Origin of the sequence: Nonomuraea sp. NPDC049646, assembly GCF_044465525.1 — a bacterium.
In the GTDB taxonomy this organism is placed as follows: domain Bacteria; phylum Actinomycetota; class Actinomycetes; order Streptosporangiales; family Streptosporangiaceae; genus Nonomuraea.
On sequence record NZ_JBITLU010000023.1, the window covers coordinates 1 to 16303 of the forward strand.

The following is a 16303-nucleotide window of genomic DNA, read 5'->3' on the forward strand; positions in this document are numbered from 1 at the left end:
GCCTGCGCTGGGACCCTCGCACCCGCGCCTACATGGAACGACGCACCCAAGACGGCCTGTCCAAGAAAGAGATCATCCGCTGCCTGAAGCGCTACATAGCTCGCGAACTCTACCGAATCATCACAGCAAACGATCAAGAACATCCCGCTTGACATCCATAGGAGCATCCGCGGGCCGCCGAGTTCTCCACCGATTGAGTCTGGGCGCGAACGGTAGTTGATGCCACACTCACAGTGATGCTGCGAACCGCCGATTTCCGCAACCTGCCGGCCGAGCCCAACCTGTTCGTGGGCCGGGAGTCCGACCTCGATGAGCTGGCCCATCTCGGCCGCGTCTCGCGTGTGGTGACGCTGTGCGGCGCGGGGGGCATCGGCAAGACGCGCCTGGCCCTGCGCCTGGCCGCCAGGGTCGCCGCCGAGCACCCCGACGGCGTGTGGCTGGTCGAGCTGGCCGACGTGGAGAAGGGCGAGCTGCGGGAGCGGGTCCGCGCCGCGCTCGGCGTCGCCGAGGACCTGGCGGAGACCATCGGCGGCCGCCGCGTGCTGCTCGTCCTGGACAACTGCGAGCCGGTGGTCGGCGAGTGCGCCGAGCTCTGCCGCGACCTGCTCGGCGCCTGCCCGCGGCTCACCGTGCTGGCCACCAGCCGCGAGCCGCTGCGGGTGCCGGGCGAGACGGTCTGGCGGGTGCCGCCGCTCTCGCTCGTCGGCGAGGAGAGCGAGGCCGTGCGCCTGTTCGTGACCAGGGCCAGCGCCGCGCGTCCCGGCTTCGAGCTGACCGAGGAGACGCTGCCGCTGGCGATCGAGCTGTGCCAGGCGCTCGACGGGCTGCCGCTGGCGATCGAGCTGGCCGCCGCCATGGTGCGGGTGCTGTCGGTCAGGCAGCTCGTCGAGCGGCTCGACGACCGGTTCAGGGTGCTGGCGGGCGGCGCCCGTACGGCCCACGCCAGGCACCGCACGCTGCGTGCCGCCGTCGACTGGAGCTACCGGCTGCTCAGCCCCCAGGAACGCCTGCTGCTGCGCCGCGTGGCGGCCTTCCGCTCCTGCTGGACGCTCGACCTGGCCGAGACGGTGTGCGCCGGCTCCGGCCTGCCCGAGGAGGACGTGCTGCCGCGCCTGTGCGACCTGGTGGACAAGTCGCTGGTCGTGCTCGACGGCGAGGTCGCCGGCCAGGCCCGCTACCGGCTGCTGGAGACCGTCCGCGAATACGCGCTGGAGCGGCTGGCGGAGTCCGGCGAGGAGGCGGCGCTGCGCCGCGCCCACCTGGCCGCGCTCGCCGGGCTGGCCGGGCGGTTCAAGGACGTCCTCGCGCCCGGCACGCGCACGTCGTGGCCCGTGGTCGAGCGCTTCGTCAACCTGTTCGACGGGCTCAAGGCCGAGGTGGGCGCGGCCTGCGACTGGGCCGTGGCGAGCGGGACGCCGCAGACCGCCCTGCAACTGCTGACCGACGTGCGCTACCTGCTCATGGCCAGCGGGCGGCGGCTGGACATCGCCGAGCGGCTCGACCGGCTGCTCGCGCTCGACGCACCCGACGTGCCCGAGGGCTTACGCGGGCAGGCGATGATCCTGCGCGGTGAGCTGGCGCTCGCGGCCGGTGAGACGGGGCTCGCGGCGCGGTGCGTACAGATCGGGCTGGCGCTGTGCGTCGACGCCCACGACGCCTACGGCGAGGCCGTGGGCCTGATCATGCTGGCCCAGGCGACCGGCGACCAGGAGTCGCTGGCCCCGGCCCTGGAGGCGGCGCGGCGGCGCGGCGACCCGATCCTGGAGTCGCTGGCCCAGGGCACCCGGGCCGACTTCGGCCTGCGGGCCGGCCGCCTGCACGAGGCCCGGCGCGCGTTCGAGGAGGTCCTGTCGCTGAGCGAGCGGCTGGACAACCACCTCGGCCAGTCCTACGGGCACGTCGGCCTGGCCCAGATCGCCCGGCGCACCGGCGACCGTCCGGCCGCCCGGCGGCACTACGAGGCCGGCCTGCGCCTGCTGCGGCACATCGACGCCCGGCAGCAGATCGTGAGCTGCCTGGCCGGGCTCGGCCGCGTCGCGCTGGACGAGGGCGACCTGGCGCAGGCCCGCGCGCGGCTCACCGAGGCGCTGGTGCTCAGCCGCGACGCGGGCCTGCGCGACAGCATCGCCCGGCGGCTGGCGGCCTGGGCGCGCCTGGTGGCGGCCGAGGGCGACGACCGGCGCGCGGTCCTGCTGGCCGCCGCCTCCCTGGGGCTGCGCGACCGCCGTCCCGACGCCCGCACCGAGGAGCTGCTGGCCCCCGCCCGCGAACGGCTCGGCGAGGCCCTGGTGGCGCTGCTGTGGGCCGAGGGCCTGGCGATGACGGCCGACCAGGCGGTCTCGTGCGCGCTCGGCGGCCCGTTGCCCGAGCTGCCCGCCGCGCCGGTCGCCCCGGCCGCCCAGGACAGCAGGCTGACGGCCAGGGAACGCGAGATCGCCGAGCTGGTGGCCCGCGGGCTGAGCAACCGGGCCATCGCCGACGAACTTGTGATCAGCCCGGCCACCGCCGCGCGGCACGTCGCCAACATCCTCGGCAAGCTGGGCTTCTCCACACGTACACAGATTGCCGCATGGGTGATCGGCGGACGCTGATCCCGGCGGGTTCTCTACACATCGCCGCCGCCCGGCGCTTACATCGTCGAATGGCCATGTCAGCGCATGTGCCGCCCCGGCCGGAACGCCTACCGTTCTCGTGTGATCGACCGCGCCCCGCGCTCCCCGTCCTCGCGCCGGGGGCCGCGGCGGCCGATCGACCGAGGGACGTCACGCGTCCCGACGGAGCCGGGCCTTCTCGGAGGGGTGGGGGCCCGGTTCCGGGGCGCGTGACAGCGGGCTCGAGTCGCGCAGGGCTCGGGCCCGCCCACCTCGGCCCTGGGCTGGGGAAATGCACACCGCTCTACATAGATCGGTGGATGCGGCCGGCGCGCGGGCGACCGTACGTTGACGGTCATGACGCCGTCCGCCTCGTCCTCCGGCACCGTGATCCACGAGGTGTTCTGCCGGGCGTACGAGCGGGGCGAGCGGCCGGCGCTCATCGATCTGCGCGGCGGCCACGTCTACGGCTACCGCAGCCTGGTGACCGAGGTGACCAGGGCGGCGTCCGGGCTGGTGCGCAGGGGAGCGCGCCGCGACCAGGTGGTGGGCGTGCACGTCTCCACGACCGGCACCCAGACCGTGGCCCTGCACACCGTGCTGGCGGCGGGCGGGGTGGCCGCGCCGATCGGTCCAGGGCTCGGCGTCGAGGAGGTGGCGGCGCTGCTGCGCGAGTGCGACGCCCGCATGCTGATCACCACCCCCGACCTGGCGGAGACGGCGATCGCGGCGGCCGACGGCTCCCGCGTGCGCCAGGTGGTCTCGCTCGGCCCGGCGCTCGACACGATCGACTTCCGCGGCCTGCTCGTGCTGGAGCCCACCGCGCTGCCCGCCCTCGACGCCAAGCGCCAGGACGCGCTGGCGCTGCCCGGCGGCGCCCGGCTCACCCATGCCGACCTGCTGGCCAGGATGGCCGAGCTCGACGTGCCGATCGGCCTGACGGAGTCCGACGTCGTGCTGTGCACGTGGCCGCCCGGCGCCGGCGCCGACCTGCCCGCCCTGGTCGGCCTCGCCGTCTCCAGGGGCGCGCTCGTCGTCGCCGCGGGCCGCGGTGACCTGCCCGGATCCGGCTACGACGCGGGCGTCACCGTGCTCACCGGGCCCGCCGGCACGCTGGAGCGCGTGGGCTGAGTATGCGGACCTGTTACCTGCTCCGCCCTTGACGTCGGCGCGCGCGAAGTGGGTTGATAGCCGTTGTTGACAACGTTGTCAAAGGTCACCAACTTCGGGGGATCGCGAAGGGAATGGTGTGCGATGCGACGGTGGTTAGCGGCCGTCTCGATCACGATGGCGGGCGTTCTGGGCCTGGCGGGCTGCGGCGGAGGCAGCGGCGGCCAGACTGCCGAGCCGGGCTCGTCGAGCGGCGGCAAGCAGCAGGTGGAGGTCTTCTCCTGGTGGACGGGCCCCGGCGAGGCCGACGGTCTCAAGGCGATGAAGAAGATATTCGAGGACAAGAACCCGAACTACACGTTCTTCGACGCCGCCGTGGCGGGCGGCTCTGGTGACAAGGCCAAGGCGTTGTTGCAGTCGAAGTTGCAGGCCGGCACGCCGCCCGACACCTTCCAGGGGCACGCCGGCGCCGAGTTGCAGGGCTACATCAAGGCGGGCAACCTGGAGGACCTGACGTTCCTGTACGACGAGCTGAAGCTCAAGGACGTCTTCCCCGCCCAGCTCGTCGACCAGATCAGCGTCGAGGGCAAGATCTACTCGGTGCCGGTCAACATCCACCGGTCCAACGTCCTGTGGTTCAACCCCAAGGTGCTCAAGGACGCCGGCATCGCGGCCGCGCCCAAGACGATCGAGGAGTTCATCGCAGACCTGGAGAAGGTCAAGGCCAAGGGCAAGATCCCGATCTCCATCGGCTCGGAGTGGACCGCCACCCACCTGCTGGAGAACGTGCTGCTCGGCTCGCTCGGCACCGACGCCTACAACGCGCTGTTCAAGCCGGGCGCCGACTGGAGCGGCCCGCAGATGACGAAGGCGCTGGAGAACTACGCCAAGATCATGTCGTACGCGGGCGACCCGCAGGACGACTGGCAGCCCGCCGCCAAGCAGGTGGCCGACGGCGAGGCGGCGTTCAACATCATGGGCGACTGGGCCTACGGCTTCTTCCACAACCCGCCGGAGGGCGGCCTCGGCAAGACGTCCAAGACGGACTTCGACTGGGCGCCCGCGCCCGGCACCGAGGGCACCTACATGTGGCTGTCGGACAGCTTCACGCTGCCCAAGGGCGCCAAGAACCGGGACGGGGCCATCGCCTGGCTGAAGGTCGCGGCGAGCAAGGAGGGCCAGGACGCCTTCAACCCCAAGAAGGGCTCCATCCCCGCCCGCAAGGACGCCGACCAGTCGCTCTACACCGACTACCTGGCCGACGCGCTGAAGGACTGGTCGGGGAACAAGCTGGCCGGTTCCATCCAGCACGGCGTCTCGGTGAGCCAGCCGTGGCTGGCCTCGATCAACGAGGCGGTCGGGCTGTTCATCGGCAGCAAGGACGTCAAGGGCCTGCAGCAGGGCCTGGCCGACGCGGCCAAGGCCAACGCTCAGTGACGCATGCGGGTACGGCGGGAGGCTCCCGCCGTACCCGCGCGAAGGGAAACGGTTGTGAGGCGGGCACGCACCTGGCTGCCCGGACTCCTCCTCGTCGCGCCGTCGATCGTGGCGATCGGCGTGTTCGTGTACGGCATGCTGGGCTGGAACTTCCGCCTGGCCATGACGGACCAGCACGATGAGGTGTCCGAAGGCACGTTCGTGGGGCTGAAGAACTTCGTCGACATCTGGGAGCAGGCGCGCTGGCGGCTGTCGGTCGACCACGCGATCGTGTTCACGATCACGTTCGTGGCGGGGGCGCTGGTGCTGGGCTGGTTCCTGGCGTTCCTCATGGAGAAGGGGATCTGGGGGGAGGGCACGTTCCGGGCGATCTACCTGTTCCCGATGGCTGTGTCGTTCGTCGCGACCGGCATCGTGTGGCGGTGGCTGATGAACTCGGGGACGGGTGAGCGGGCGGTCGGCCTGAACCGGCTGTTCGACGCGATCGGGCTGCCGCAGTGGCAGTGGTTCAGGGATCCGGACTGGGGGATGGCCGCGATGGCGCTCCCAGCGATCTGGCAGATGTCCGGATATGTCATGGCGTTGTTCCTGGCGGGCTTCCGCGGCGTCCCCGAGGAGCTGCGCGAGGCCGCGCGGGTGGACGGCGCCGGCGAGTGGGGCGTCTACCGGCACGTGGTGCTGCCCATGCTCAGGCCGGTCACCCTGTCGGCGCTGATCATCCTGGGACACATCTCGCTCAAGGTCTTCGACCTCATCGTGGCGGTGTCCGGCAAGCAGATCATCACCGACGTGCCCGCGGTGTTCATGTGGGTGGCGGTCTACGACTCGCACGACCCGGCGAAGGGGGCCACGATCGCCTCGTACATCGTGCTCAGCGTGGCGGTCTTCGTGATCCCGTACCTGATCTGGTCGGTGCGAAGGGAGCGCAGGCCATGACGGCCGTCGCGGCCCGGCGCAGGACCGGGTTCGGGATCGTGCGGTTCTGCCTGCTGCTCGCCCTGGTGGTCGTCGTCCTCGTCCCGATCTACGTGCTGCTGGCCACCAGCTTCAAGCCGCTCACCGAGGCCGACCCCGGCCAGGCGTGGAACCTGCCCAGGACGTGGACCACCGAGGCGTGGCGGGTGGCCTGGGAGAAACTGGCCCCCGGCCTGTGGAACAGCGTGCTGCTGGCCGTCCCCGGCTCGCTGCTGTCGTGCGCGTTCGGGTCGATGAACGGCTACGTGCTGTCCAAATGGCGCTTCCCCGGCGCGGACGTGCTGTTCACGCTGTTCCTGTTCGGCATGTTCATCCCCTACCAGGGCGTGATGATCCCGCTGGTCAAGCTCATGGTCTGGCTGAACGAGCAGACCGGGCTGCCGGGCGTCTTCTACGGCGGCATCCCGGGCCTGGTGCTCGCGCACGTCGTGTACGGCATCCCCATCTGCACGCTGATCTTCCGCAACTACTACGTCACGATCCCCGACGAGCTGATCGAGGCCGCGCGGGTGGACGGCGCTGGAATGCTGCGCGCGTACTGGTCGGTCGTGCTGCCGGTGTCGTGGCCCGCCATCGCGGTGGTGATCATCTGGCAGTTCACCTCCCTGTGGAACGACTTCCTGTTCGCCGTCTTCATCACCGGGCCGCAGAGCTGGCCGACCACCGTCATGCTCAACAACATCGCCGGGGCCCAGGCAACCCCCTACAGCCAGCAGATGGCCGCGGCCGTCCTGGCCTCGATCCCGACGATGCTGATCTACGTGCTGCTCGGCCGGTTCTTCATGCGCGGCCTGATGGCGGGCGCGCTGAAGGGCTGAGGCGGGACGGCGCGCCAGTCCGGTGACCGGCCGGCCAGCGCGTCGCCCAGCGGCGTACGGGCGTACAGGACGGAACGGCCGGTGCGGGTGCCCACGACCAGGCCCGTCCTGCGCAGGACGGCCAGGTGCCCGCCGGTCGCGCCGAGGCTCTGGCCGAGCAGGGCGGCCAGGTGGGTGGTCGTCGCGGGCACGGCCAGCTCGGTCAGCAGGCGCGCCCTGGTGCGGCCGATCAGCAGCGCCAGGTCGCCGTCCGGGACGCCGACCGCGGCGCCGGTGCCGCGGGCCGGGTAGACCAGCGCGTTGGGCCAGGCCGCCTCCAGGTACACGCCGACCGAGCCGGAGAAGGCGGTCGGCACGAACAGCAGGCCCCCGCCGCCCAGCACGTGCAGGCCGTGGCGGGTGTGCAGGCGCACCTCGATGTGCCCGTCCGGACGCCAGCGCACCTGGTCGCTCAGGTCGTCGAGGGCCGCGGCCCAGCCGTAGGCGGCCAGGCGTCCGGCCCGCTGGATCACGTCGCGTTCGAGGATCGCGTGGAGCCGCTGCCAGTCCACCGAGATGATCTCCCGCCACAGCGCCTCGTACGCGTCGGCCAGCACCTGCACCACCCGCGGCGAGAAGAGCAGGTCGCGGACCGGCTCCGGCACCGGCGGCAGCTCCGCCAGCACCCTGGCGATCTCCTCGTGCGCCTGCCGGACCGGGGTCCTGCGCATCGAGGCCAGCTCGGTCTCGAACGGCACGCTCATCCCGGCCGGCGGCGGGGCGAGGAAGTCGACGTTCGCGTAGCCCTTGTTGCCGCTGATCGCCGCCATCGCGCGCAGCGCCGGATGCCGTCGCACCAGGTCGAGGTACGGGCCGCGCCAGCGCTCCACCCACCGGCGGTGCACGCCGGGCTCGTTCCTGCCGTCGAGCGTCCAGTGGGCGTGCATGGTCTCGATCAGGGGTGAGATCGCGAACCTGCCGGCCACCAGGTCCTGCGGGGTCACCTGGATCTGCAGCGCCATCTTTCGGTTATATCCGAAACCTTGGCCGGGCCGGGCGCCGGTTCAGCAGCATCGGGGTGTGAGAGCGGCGAGGTACGGCGACGTGTTCGCGGTCAAGGAGTTCCGGGTGCTGTTCGGCAGCTTCGTGCTGCTGGTCACCGGGGACTCGATCAAGATGCTGGCCCTGTCCGTGCTGGTGTACGCGCGGACGGGCTCCCCGGGGCTGTCGGCGGCGGCGTACATGGCGGGGTGGCTGCCGTACATCGTGGGCGGGATGTTCCTGCTGTCGCTGGCCGACCGGCTGCGGCCCCGGGCGCTGATGGTGACCGGCGAGCTGGTCAGGGCGGCGGTGTGCCTGCTGCTGGCCTGCCCCGGGCTGCCGGTGTGGGCGATGCTGGCGCTGGTGCTGGTCAGCGGGCTGTTCTCGCCGGTGTTCGGCGCGGCCAGGTCGGCGGCGCTGCCGGACGTCCTGCCCGGGGACGCGTTCGTGCTCGGCCGGTCGGTGCTCGGGCTCGCCTCGGCGGCCTCCCAGGTCGGCGGGCTCGCGGCCGGAGGCGCGTTCCTGGCCTTCGCCGGGGCGCCCGGCGCGCTGGCCGCCACCGCCGCGCTGTCGGCGGCCGGCGCGGCGGTCCTGCGGTTCGGCCTGCCCGACCGTCCGGCCCGCGCCGGCGCGCGCAGCGGCGGGACGGGGGCCGTGCGGCAGACGTTGCGGGTGAACCGGTCGCTGCTGGCCGATCGGCGGGTGCGCGATCTGCTGCTGGCCGGATGGCTGCCGACGATGTGCCTGGCCGGGGCGGAGGCGATGATCGTGCCGTACCTGGGCGGTGAGGGGCAGGCGGGCGTGGTGCTCGCCGCGGCGGCGGCCGGGATGGCGGTGGGGGAGTTCACCGTGGGCAGGTTCGCCGCGCCGCCGCTGCGGGAGCGGCTGTCGGCGCCGCTCGCCGTGCTGCTCGGGGTGCCGTGGCTGGGGTTCGCGTTCGGTCCTGGCCCGGGGTGGGCCGCGGTGCTGGCGGCGTGCGCGGCCGCGGGGCTGTCGTACCAGCTCGGGTTGCAGCGGCGGTTCGTGGACGCGGTGCCCGAGGAGGGGCGCGGGCAGGCGTTCGGGCTCCAGTCGGCGGGGCTGATGACGGGGCAGGCGGCCGGGGCGGCGCTGGTCGGCGCGCTGGGCGAGACGATCGGGCCGGGGGCGGCGATCGTCGCGGCGGGCGCGGCGGGTGTCGTGGTCGCCCTGGCCCTGCTCGGGCCGCTGCGCCCGCCGCGCCCTTCCCCGGCTTTCCCGGCTTCCCCGGCTTCCCCGGCTTCCGTGGCTTCTCCGGCTGCCGGCGCCGCCGGTTCCATGGGGCCGGTCGCGGCGTCCGGGGCGGGGGTCACGTCGCCGGAAGCTCCCCGGAGCCCCGCGGGATGAGACGTACGGGCAGCTCGACGTGCTCCGGCGGGCCGCCGTCACCGCGCAGACGGCGGAACAGCAGCTCGGCGGCCACCCGGCCCATCCATGCCGGATCCTGCGCCACCACGCTCACCCCCGGCCGCAGCAGGTCGGCCAGCTCGAAGTCGTCGAACCCCACCAGCGCCAGCCGCCGCCCCTCCAGGGCCCGCAACGCGGTCACCGTGAGCCGCCCGTTCCCGGTGAACAGCGCGGTCGGCGGCGCGTCCAGGGCGAGCATGCGCCGCAGGTCGGCCCGCACGTCGTCGAGCGACGGCGGGCGCATCGCCACCAGCCGGGGGTCGAACAGCCCGCCGAGCGCCCGCCGGTAACCCGCCAGCCGCCGCGCCGCGGTGTAGATCGCCGGGTCGTCGCCCAGGAACGCGATCCTGTGGTGCCCGTGCGTGAGCAGGTGCCGGACGGCCTGCTCGGCCCCGCCCGCGTTGTCGGCGAGCACGGTGTCCACGTCGATCCCCGGCTCGGGCGGCCGGTCGGCGAAGACCACGGGCGTGCCGGTCTCCAGCTCGCCCCGCAGGTAGGCGTGGTCGTCGCCGGCCGGGACGACGATCAGCCCGTCCACCCGGCGCGCGCAGAACGTCTCGACCAGCTCGCGTTCCCGGCCCGGCTCCTCGCCCGAGGACCCGCTGAGCAGCAGGCAGCCGTGGTCGATGACGACGTCCTCGACCGCCCGGCTGAGACCGGCGTAGAAGGGGTCGGCGACGTCCTCGATGACCAGGCCGATGGTGGCGGTCATGCCCGTGCGCAGGACCCGGGCGCTCTCGTTGCGGCTGTAGCCCAGCCGGTCGATGGCCGCCCGCACCCGCTCGGCGGTGGCCGGATGGACGCCGGGCTCGCCGTTGACCACGCGCGAGACGGTCTTGAGCGCCACGCCCGCCGCCGACGCGACGTCCTTCATCGTCGGTCTCACGCATGGATCATGTCCTACTCCACCCGGGCGGACAACGTTGTCAGACGCCTGTGCCAGAGTAGGTGCCCTATGCCGTTGCGACACGCCTTGCTGGTGGCCGGGTTCGTGCTGGCCGCGCTCAACCTGCGGCCCGCCATCGCGGGTCTGTCACCGCTCCTCGACGAGATCATGAAGGACCTGGGGCTGTCGCCGTCGGGCGGCGGCGCGATCACCACCGTCATGGTGGTCTGCCTGGGCGTGTTCGGCCCGGTGGCCCCGCTGCTCGCCCGGCGCATCGGCTTGGACAGGACGCTGCTGGCCGGCCTGCTCGTGGTCGCGGCGGGCGAGTGCCTGCGCGGGCTCGACGGCGTTCCCATGCTCTACCTCGGCTCGGCGCTGGCCGCGACCGCCATCGCCGTCATGAACGTCTCCATGCCCGGCATCGTCAAGCAGCACTTCCCCACCCGCGTCAACCTGCTCACCGGCGTCTACGTCGCGGCCGTGGTGGCCGGCGCGGCCGGGGCCTCGGCCCTGGTGATCCCGCTGGAGCGGGCCACCGGCTTCGACTGGCGCGGCGTCTCGGCGCTGCTCGCCGTGCCCGCCGTGCTCGCGGCCCTGCTCTGGCTGCCGCAGGCGGTCCGGGGCGGCCCCGCCGAGCAGGGCGGCCCGAGACCGTTCGGCGCCGTCCTGCGCAGCCGCGTCACCTGGTACGTGACCGCGCTCATGGGCCTGCAGTCGCTCACCTTCTACGTCATGCTGGCCTGGCTGCCGACCATCTTCCTCGACGCCGGCCTGCCCGCCGACCAGGCCGGCTACCTGCTCAGCCTGACGAACCTGGTCCAGGTCGCGACCTCGCTCGCGGTGCCGGTGCTGGCCGGCCGCCGGGACTCGCAGGTGCCGTACGTGGTGGGCGCCGGCGTGCTGACCGTGCTGGGCTACCTCGGCGTGCTGCTGGCCCCGGCCACCGTGCCGTGGTTGTGGATGATCGTGCTCGGCATCGGCCAGGGGGCCTCGTTCGCGCTGGCGCTGCTGATCATCGCCCTGCGCCCGGCCGATCCGGCCGGCGTGACCGCGCTGTCGGCCGTGGCCCAGTCGGTGGGCTACGTCGTGGCCGCGCTGGGCCCGCTGCTGTTCGGCTACCTGAGGGAGGTCTCGGGCGGCTGGACCGTGCCGCTGACGGTCGGCCTCGGGGTTCTCGGGGCCCAGCTCGTGGCTGGCTGGTTCGCCGGACGCCCTGCTACTTTAGGTAAGGCTAACCTATAGAAGGGATCCGCAGCGTGCTGACCGAGGCTCTCCAGCGTCTGGCCGACAGCCGCGGCGGCGTCATCGGGGTCGAGCCAGGGCTCGTCATCGACCCCGACGAGAGCTGGACGGCCGCCGCCGACCTGGTGCGGGAGCCGTACACGCTGTTGGAGGGCCTGGTCGCGCAGACGGCCGCGCGCTGGAACGCGCCCCGGCACGTCGGCGCGGCGCTGTTCTGGAAGACCTTCGGCTACTGGCAGACCCTGCCCATGGCGCTCGGCTGGGCCCTCGACGGCCGCATCCCCGTCATGCGGCTGGCCGACACCTACTTCAAGGTCTCCGACGCCGGCGTGACGATCGCCGCCGGCCGCGTGAGCTGGGGCACGGGCGTCGAACCCATCCGCGAGTCGCTGGCCGAGGCGCAGCAGCCGCTCGTCAAGGCCATCAGCGCGCTGGCCAAGGTCGGCGAGCGCACGTTGTGGGGCTCCACCGCCGAGGCGTTCGCCCATCCGCTGACCTGCATCGTCAAGGGCGACTACATGGCCCTGCTCGCCGAGCTCGGCAGCCCGGTCGACGGGCTGGTCGAGCCCGCCGACGACGGCTACTTCCGCAGGACGTGCTGCCTGTGGATCACCCTGCCCGACGTCGAGCCGTGCGGGAGCTGCTGCGTGCTCAGGCCACAGGCACCGGCTCGTCCATAGGACGCAGCTCGTCGGCGTAGCTCACCGACACCCGGCGCATGACGCCGCTGTCGTCGATGGAGTACTGGCCGAGCCGCCACAACGGCGGCGAGTACGCGTGGATCGAGACGCTCTCGCCCTCCGCGCCGCCGAGCCGGTGGATGTGGTCGGGCCCGAACGAGAACGACTGCCCGGCCGGCACCACGGTCTCCAGGTGCTCGCCGCCGATGCGCGGATTGCACTCCTGCAACGCCCCCTGCACGACGTGCACCGCGCCCGAGGAGATGTCGTGGTCGTGCCAGCCCGTGTCGTCCTCGGGACGCCAGCACAGCACCCAGACGTCCACATAGGCGTCCCGGTACAGGGAGGCGTAGTGCCGTCCGCCGTCGGACGGGAAGTCGACCATGTCACGCCACTCCTGCGGGTTGGCGGCCAGCTCGTCGACCAGGTCGCGCAGCTCGCGCCGGTCAAGCGTGCGCTCGGGCAGCCCGGCACACACGCCCCCGCCCTGGATCTGGATGTCACTCACGTACGAGTCTCCTTTCTGTATCTAATGGCCTCACTCCGTGAGGCGGCTCGGTCGCCGGTATGCCGGCGTCTTCCCCCGCTCTGGTCGCTGCGCTCCCGCCGCTCCTCCAGACGCCGGCGCTCCCTCGCGCGTTTGATGGCCTCACTTCGTTCGGCGGGCTCGGTCGCCTCATGCCGGCGTCTTCCCCCGCTCTGGTCGCTGCGCTCCCGCCGCTCCTCCAGACGCCGGCGCTCCCTCGCGGCTTCATGGTGGGGGGAGGCCCAGGAGGCGGCGGGGGTTGGTGGACTGGATGGCGTGGCGGGCGGCGGTGCCGAGGCCGGGGTCGGGGGTGGTGGCGTACGGGGCGTCGGAGCCGTTGACGACGACGTCCACGCCCAGCTCGCGGACGATCGCGTCGATGGCACGCGGCCCGTACGAGGACGTCTCCACGTAGAAACCGGGATCGACCAAGCCGCGCCCAGTGCCACCACGGGCGATGAGCCGTTCGGAGTGCAGCGGCGCCAGCCCCGCCAGCAGCGCGAAGCACACCCGCAGCCGAGGATGCCTGGGCCGGACCACGGCGTGGAAGTGGTGCCAGGCAGCGTGCATCTGCTGCACGTACGGCACCAGCGCCGGCCACCACGGCGGCGTCCCCGGCGGCGGCGGCACGGCGGCCGGCCCCGGATGCACGAACAGCGGCAGGTCCCGCTCGGTGAGCACGTCGAGCAGCCGGTCGTCCGGTACGGCGGTGGCCGGGATCTGCAGCCCGGCCAGCCCCCGGTCGAGGTCCTTGGCCAACCGCTCCGGATCGGGCTCGCTGTGACAGGTCGCCGCCCACACCCCGAACGGCTCGCCCAGCCCGAGCGCGCCCTCGTGGTAGGCGTCGATCAGCGGCCACGCCTCCTCCGGCGGCAGGAATTCCACGCCCAGCGGGCTCGACATCGACACCAGCGCCAGGTCGAGCCCGGTCGTGTCCCGGTGCTCGTGGTCGGCCGGATCCACCTCGTACGGCGGCTCGCCGTCGAGCAGCAGCGTCCACCCGTCGAGCCGGGGCGGGACGGTGCGAGCGCGCAGCGCGGCGACGAACGAACCCGTCCACAGGTGCTGGTGCACGTCGATGCTCACGATCACACCTCCCTCTATTTCCTACTGAGATTACAGGTAAACGAAGTGTACTGCGAAATCAAGCAGGTGAACCGTTTCAGTGATACGGTTCAGTGAACCGCTTCACTGCCCTATTTGTCAACGGATCGCACGTCGAGGGCAGGTCGAGAAGAAGCCCGCGAGCCCGTGCGGTAATCCGGCTTCTGTCGGTGGCAGGCAATAGGCTGGCGGGATGCCGCGGAAGAGAGCGACGATTCGGGAAGTGGCCCGCGCGACCGGTCTGTCTCCGGCGGCCGTCTCCTATGCGCTGCGCGGCATGCAGGTCTCGGAGGAGACGATGGAGCGCGTGCGCGCCGCCGCCGCCGAGCTCGGCTACGAGGCCGACCCCATCGCCAGGGCCCTGGCCAGCGGCCGCACGGGCATGATCGGCCTGCTCTGCGGCTCGCTCGAAGACCTGTGGCAGCAGTCGCTGGCGGTCGGCATCAGCAGGGGCCTGCGGGAGAAAGACCGCTATGCCCTGATCCTCGACGCGGTCGGCGACCCCGACCGCGAGCGCGTGCTCGCCCAGCAGCTCCGCGACCAGCGCGTCGACGGCATGATCGTGCAGCCGGTCGACCCGGCCGCGCCGTTCTGGGCCGAGCTGTGCGAGTCGCTGCCCGTCGTCGCGATCGGCGACTCACTGGCGGGCACGGCGGGCGAGGTCGTCTTCGACAACCGCCGGGGCGTCACGCTGGCCCTGGAACACCTGGCCGGCCTCGGTCACCGCCGGGTGGCCGTGCTCACGCCCACCCAGGCCAGCACCCCCGACCGTCCGGCCGACGTGCACGTGCTGGCCGAGGCCGACCGGCTGGGGCTCGACATCGAGGTCGTCACGGCCCCCCACGACCTGGCGGCGGCCACCTCGGCGGCCCACGAGATCCTCTCCACGTCCAGGCCGGGCGCGGTCTTCTGCTTCGCCGACTCCATCGCCTACGGCGTCTACGCCGCGGCCAAGGAGCTTGGCTTGTCCATCCCCGGCGACGTGTCGGTCATGGGCTACGACGACCATCCCATGTCGGGGCTGCTCACCCCCGGCCTGACCACCGTCGACTGGGACATCGACGGCATCGTCAGGGCCGCGGTGCGGCTCATCGCGGCCGCGGCCGACGGCGGCACCCGCCGCCGCCGGGTGGTCCAGGAGCCGACGCTCAGGGAGCGCGGCTCGGTCGCGCAAGCGCCGCCCGCGCCTCGTCCAGCTCGTCGGTGAGCTGCCTGTCGGGCCGCGCCCCCTTGCGGGCCCGCATGGCGGCGGCGCGCTCGCAGGCCAGCACGACCTCCAGCGGTTCGAGGCAGCGCAGCGCGTGGCGGGCGGCCTGGGTGGCGAAACCGGCGTGGTCCTCGGTGCCCAGCGAGATCACCGCGGTCCCGGTCGTCACGGGGGTGGCGAGGTGGCGCAGCTCGGCCAGGGCGTCCTGGGCCACGTACTCCAGGATCATCAGGCCGGAGGCGCCCGGCCGGTCGGCCAGGAACGGCAGTTGCCCGGTGTAGGCGGGGTTCATGAGGGTGGCCAGGCGGGCGGTGCTGAGCTGGGCCGTCTGGGCCAGCGCGGCGCGCAGCGCGTCGAGGGCCAGGGCCACCGGGGCCGAGTGGAAGTTGCCGTTGTGCCAGGCCAGGGTGCCGGTGATGAGCGGGTTCTCGGTGGCGGCGTTCAGATCGGTCTCGACGATGGCGGTGGCACGCTCCAACGCGTCCACGGCCGCGCCGTGCACCTGCGCGAAGGCGCGGTAGCCGTACGGGTCCTGGACGCGGGTGGCCAGCTCGTGGGTGAGCAGGCCGCGCAGGCGTCCGGCCACCCGCGACTGGCCCGGATGCGGCCTGGCCTCCTGGACGGCGGCGGCCAGCGGCTCGGCGGAGGCGTCGACCGCGGTGAAGGACAGGGCGGCCACGTCGACGGCCGCCTCCAGCAGCGCGCCCAGCCGGTGGCAGGCCAGCGCGGCGTCGGCCAGCGTGGCCGCGCCCGAGCTGATGAAGGGCAGCGCGTCGCCGGAGGCGAGCGCGAAGCGCGGCCCGGCCGCCTCCTCGCCCGCCCGCCGCCAGGGCACCTCGCCCAGCAGGCACAGGGCCGTGGTGGCGAGCGCGGTCAGGTCGCCGGTGCCGATCGCGCCGTACGTGCGGATTGGCGGCGTGAACCCGCCCGCGACCGCCTCGGCCAGGACGGGCAGCACGGCCGGGTCGATGCCCGAGCCGCCCGCCATGAGCTGGTTGAGCCGCACGACGAGCATGGCCCGCGCGCGTTCGTCCGCGACCAGGGGGCCCGCTCCGCAGGCGTGGCTGCGCAGCAGGTCGAGGCCGGGAGAGTCGAGCCGGACGTCCCGGTTGGCGCCCACGCCCGTGCTGCGGCCGTAGACGGGGCCGGTCAGCCCCTGGGCGGTGGCCCACGAGGCCCGGGCCCGATCGAGAGGACCGATCGTGACCCGGGCCCGGCCGTGGGCGGCTTCGTGCACCTGGGCGCAGGTCAGGCCGGCGCCGTTGAGCTGCATGGGGAGGGG

Annotated in this window: 14 protein-coding genes and 1 pseudogene; 10 read left to right on the forward strand and 5 right to left on the reverse strand. The window is 73.0% G+C overall.

All coding sequences use genetic code 11. From position 1 onward, the window contains the following. The 6 genes and pseudogenes from ACIBQ8_RS44590 to ACIBQ8_RS44615 form a co-directional block, all read left to right on the forward strand. Positions 1–152, forward strand: a pseudogene (locus tag ACIBQ8_RS44590) (IS110 family transposase); the annotation flags it as partial. An 84-nt stretch (positions 153–236) separates the two neighbouring features. After that, positions 237–2591: an ATP-binding protein gene (locus tag ACIBQ8_RS44595; RefSeq protein WP_397172381.1), complete on the forward strand. Its 2355-nt coding sequence runs from the start codon at positions 237–239 to the stop codon at positions 2589–2591. 357 nt (positions 2592–2948) lie between these two features. Further along, positions 2949–3722 (forward strand): AMP-binding protein, encoded by a 774-nt coding sequence (locus ACIBQ8_RS44600; RefSeq protein ID WP_397195170.1) that lies wholly within the window; start codon positions 2949–2951, stop codon positions 3720–3722. Between the two features lie 123 nt (positions 3723–3845). Next, entirely contained in the window at positions 3846–5138 is a 1293-nt protein-coding gene (locus tag ACIBQ8_RS44605) for an ABC transporter substrate-binding protein (RefSeq protein ID WP_397172377.1), read from the forward strand. 54 nt (positions 5139–5192) lie between these two features. Then, positions 5193–6074, forward strand: coding sequence for a carbohydrate ABC transporter permease (locus tag ACIBQ8_RS44610; RefSeq protein ID WP_397195171.1), 882 nt, complete (start codon positions 5193–5195; stop codon positions 6072–6074). Next, on the forward strand, positions 6071–6931 hold the full coding sequence (locus ACIBQ8_RS44615; RefSeq protein WP_397172373.1) for a carbohydrate ABC transporter permease: 861 nt from the start codon (positions 6071–6073) through the stop codon (positions 6929–6931). The genes ACIBQ8_RS44610 and ACIBQ8_RS44615 overlap by 4 nt, the downstream gene beginning before the upstream one ends. On the opposite strand, the gene ACIBQ8_RS44620 is transcribed toward ACIBQ8_RS44615, so the two are convergent. Continuing rightward, on the reverse strand, positions 6871–7932 hold the full coding sequence (locus ACIBQ8_RS44620) for an ArsR/SmtB family transcription factor (protein WP_397195172.1): 1062 nt from the start codon (positions 7930–7932) through the stop codon (positions 6871–6873). The genes ACIBQ8_RS44615 and ACIBQ8_RS44620 overlap by 61 nt on opposite strands. Positions 7933–7990: 58 nt before the next feature. On the opposite strand from ACIBQ8_RS44620, the gene ACIBQ8_RS44625 reads away from it, so the two are divergent. Then, positions 7991–9316, forward strand: coding sequence for an MFS transporter (locus ACIBQ8_RS44625; protein WP_397195173.1), 1326 nt, complete (start codon positions 7991–7993; stop codon positions 9314–9316). Here the strand turns inward: ACIBQ8_RS44625 and ACIBQ8_RS44630 are convergent. Continuing rightward, positions 9279–10262 (reverse strand): LacI family DNA-binding transcriptional regulator, encoded by a 984-nt coding sequence (locus ACIBQ8_RS44630; RefSeq protein WP_397172368.1) that lies wholly within the window; start codon positions 10260–10262, stop codon positions 9279–9281. The genes ACIBQ8_RS44625 and ACIBQ8_RS44630 overlap by 38 nt on opposite strands. 75 nt (positions 10263–10337) lie before the next feature. On the opposite strand from ACIBQ8_RS44630, the gene ACIBQ8_RS44635 reads away from it, so the two are divergent. Next, on the forward strand, positions 10338–11504 hold the full coding sequence (locus tag ACIBQ8_RS44635) for a CynX/NimT family MFS transporter (protein ID WP_397172366.1): 1167 nt from the start codon (positions 10338–10340) through the stop codon (positions 11502–11504). A gap of 14 nt (positions 11505–11518) precedes the next feature. Beyond that, positions 11519–12184 (forward strand): hypothetical protein, encoded by a 666-nt coding sequence (locus ACIBQ8_RS44640; protein WP_397195174.1) that lies wholly within the window; start codon positions 11519–11521, stop codon positions 12182–12184. On the opposite strand, the gene ACIBQ8_RS44645 is transcribed toward ACIBQ8_RS44640, so the two are convergent. Both ACIBQ8_RS44645 and ACIBQ8_RS44650 read right to left on the reverse strand, forming a co-directional pair. Continuing rightward, positions 12156–12692: a cysteine dioxygenase gene (locus ACIBQ8_RS44645; RefSeq protein ID WP_397172362.1), complete on the reverse strand. Its 537-nt coding sequence runs from the start codon at positions 12690–12692 to the stop codon at positions 12156–12158. The genes ACIBQ8_RS44640 and ACIBQ8_RS44645 overlap by 29 nt on opposite strands. Positions 12693–12935: 243 nt before the next feature. Continuing rightward, positions 12936–13796 carry an amidohydrolase family protein gene (locus ACIBQ8_RS44650; protein WP_397195175.1) on the reverse strand — a complete coding sequence of 287 codons (861 nt, stop codon included), beginning with the start codon at positions 13794–13796 and terminating at the stop codon, positions 12936–12938. Between the two features lie 241 nt (positions 13797–14037). Here ACIBQ8_RS44650 and ACIBQ8_RS44655 point away from each other — a divergent pair, with 241 nt between their 5' ends. Then, positions 14038–15021, forward strand: coding sequence for a LacI family DNA-binding transcriptional regulator (locus tag ACIBQ8_RS44655; RefSeq protein ID WP_352352106.1), 984 nt, complete (start codon positions 14038–14040; stop codon positions 15019–15021). Here the strand turns inward: ACIBQ8_RS44655 and ACIBQ8_RS44660 are convergent. After that, positions 14963–16294 carry an aromatic amino acid ammonia-lyase gene (locus ACIBQ8_RS44660; RefSeq protein WP_397195176.1) on the reverse strand — a complete coding sequence of 444 codons (1332 nt, stop codon included), beginning with the start codon at positions 16292–16294 and terminating at the stop codon, positions 14963–14965. The two genes, ACIBQ8_RS44655 and ACIBQ8_RS44660, sit on opposite strands and share 59 nt — an antisense overlap. Positions 16295–16303: the final 9 nt, after the last annotated feature.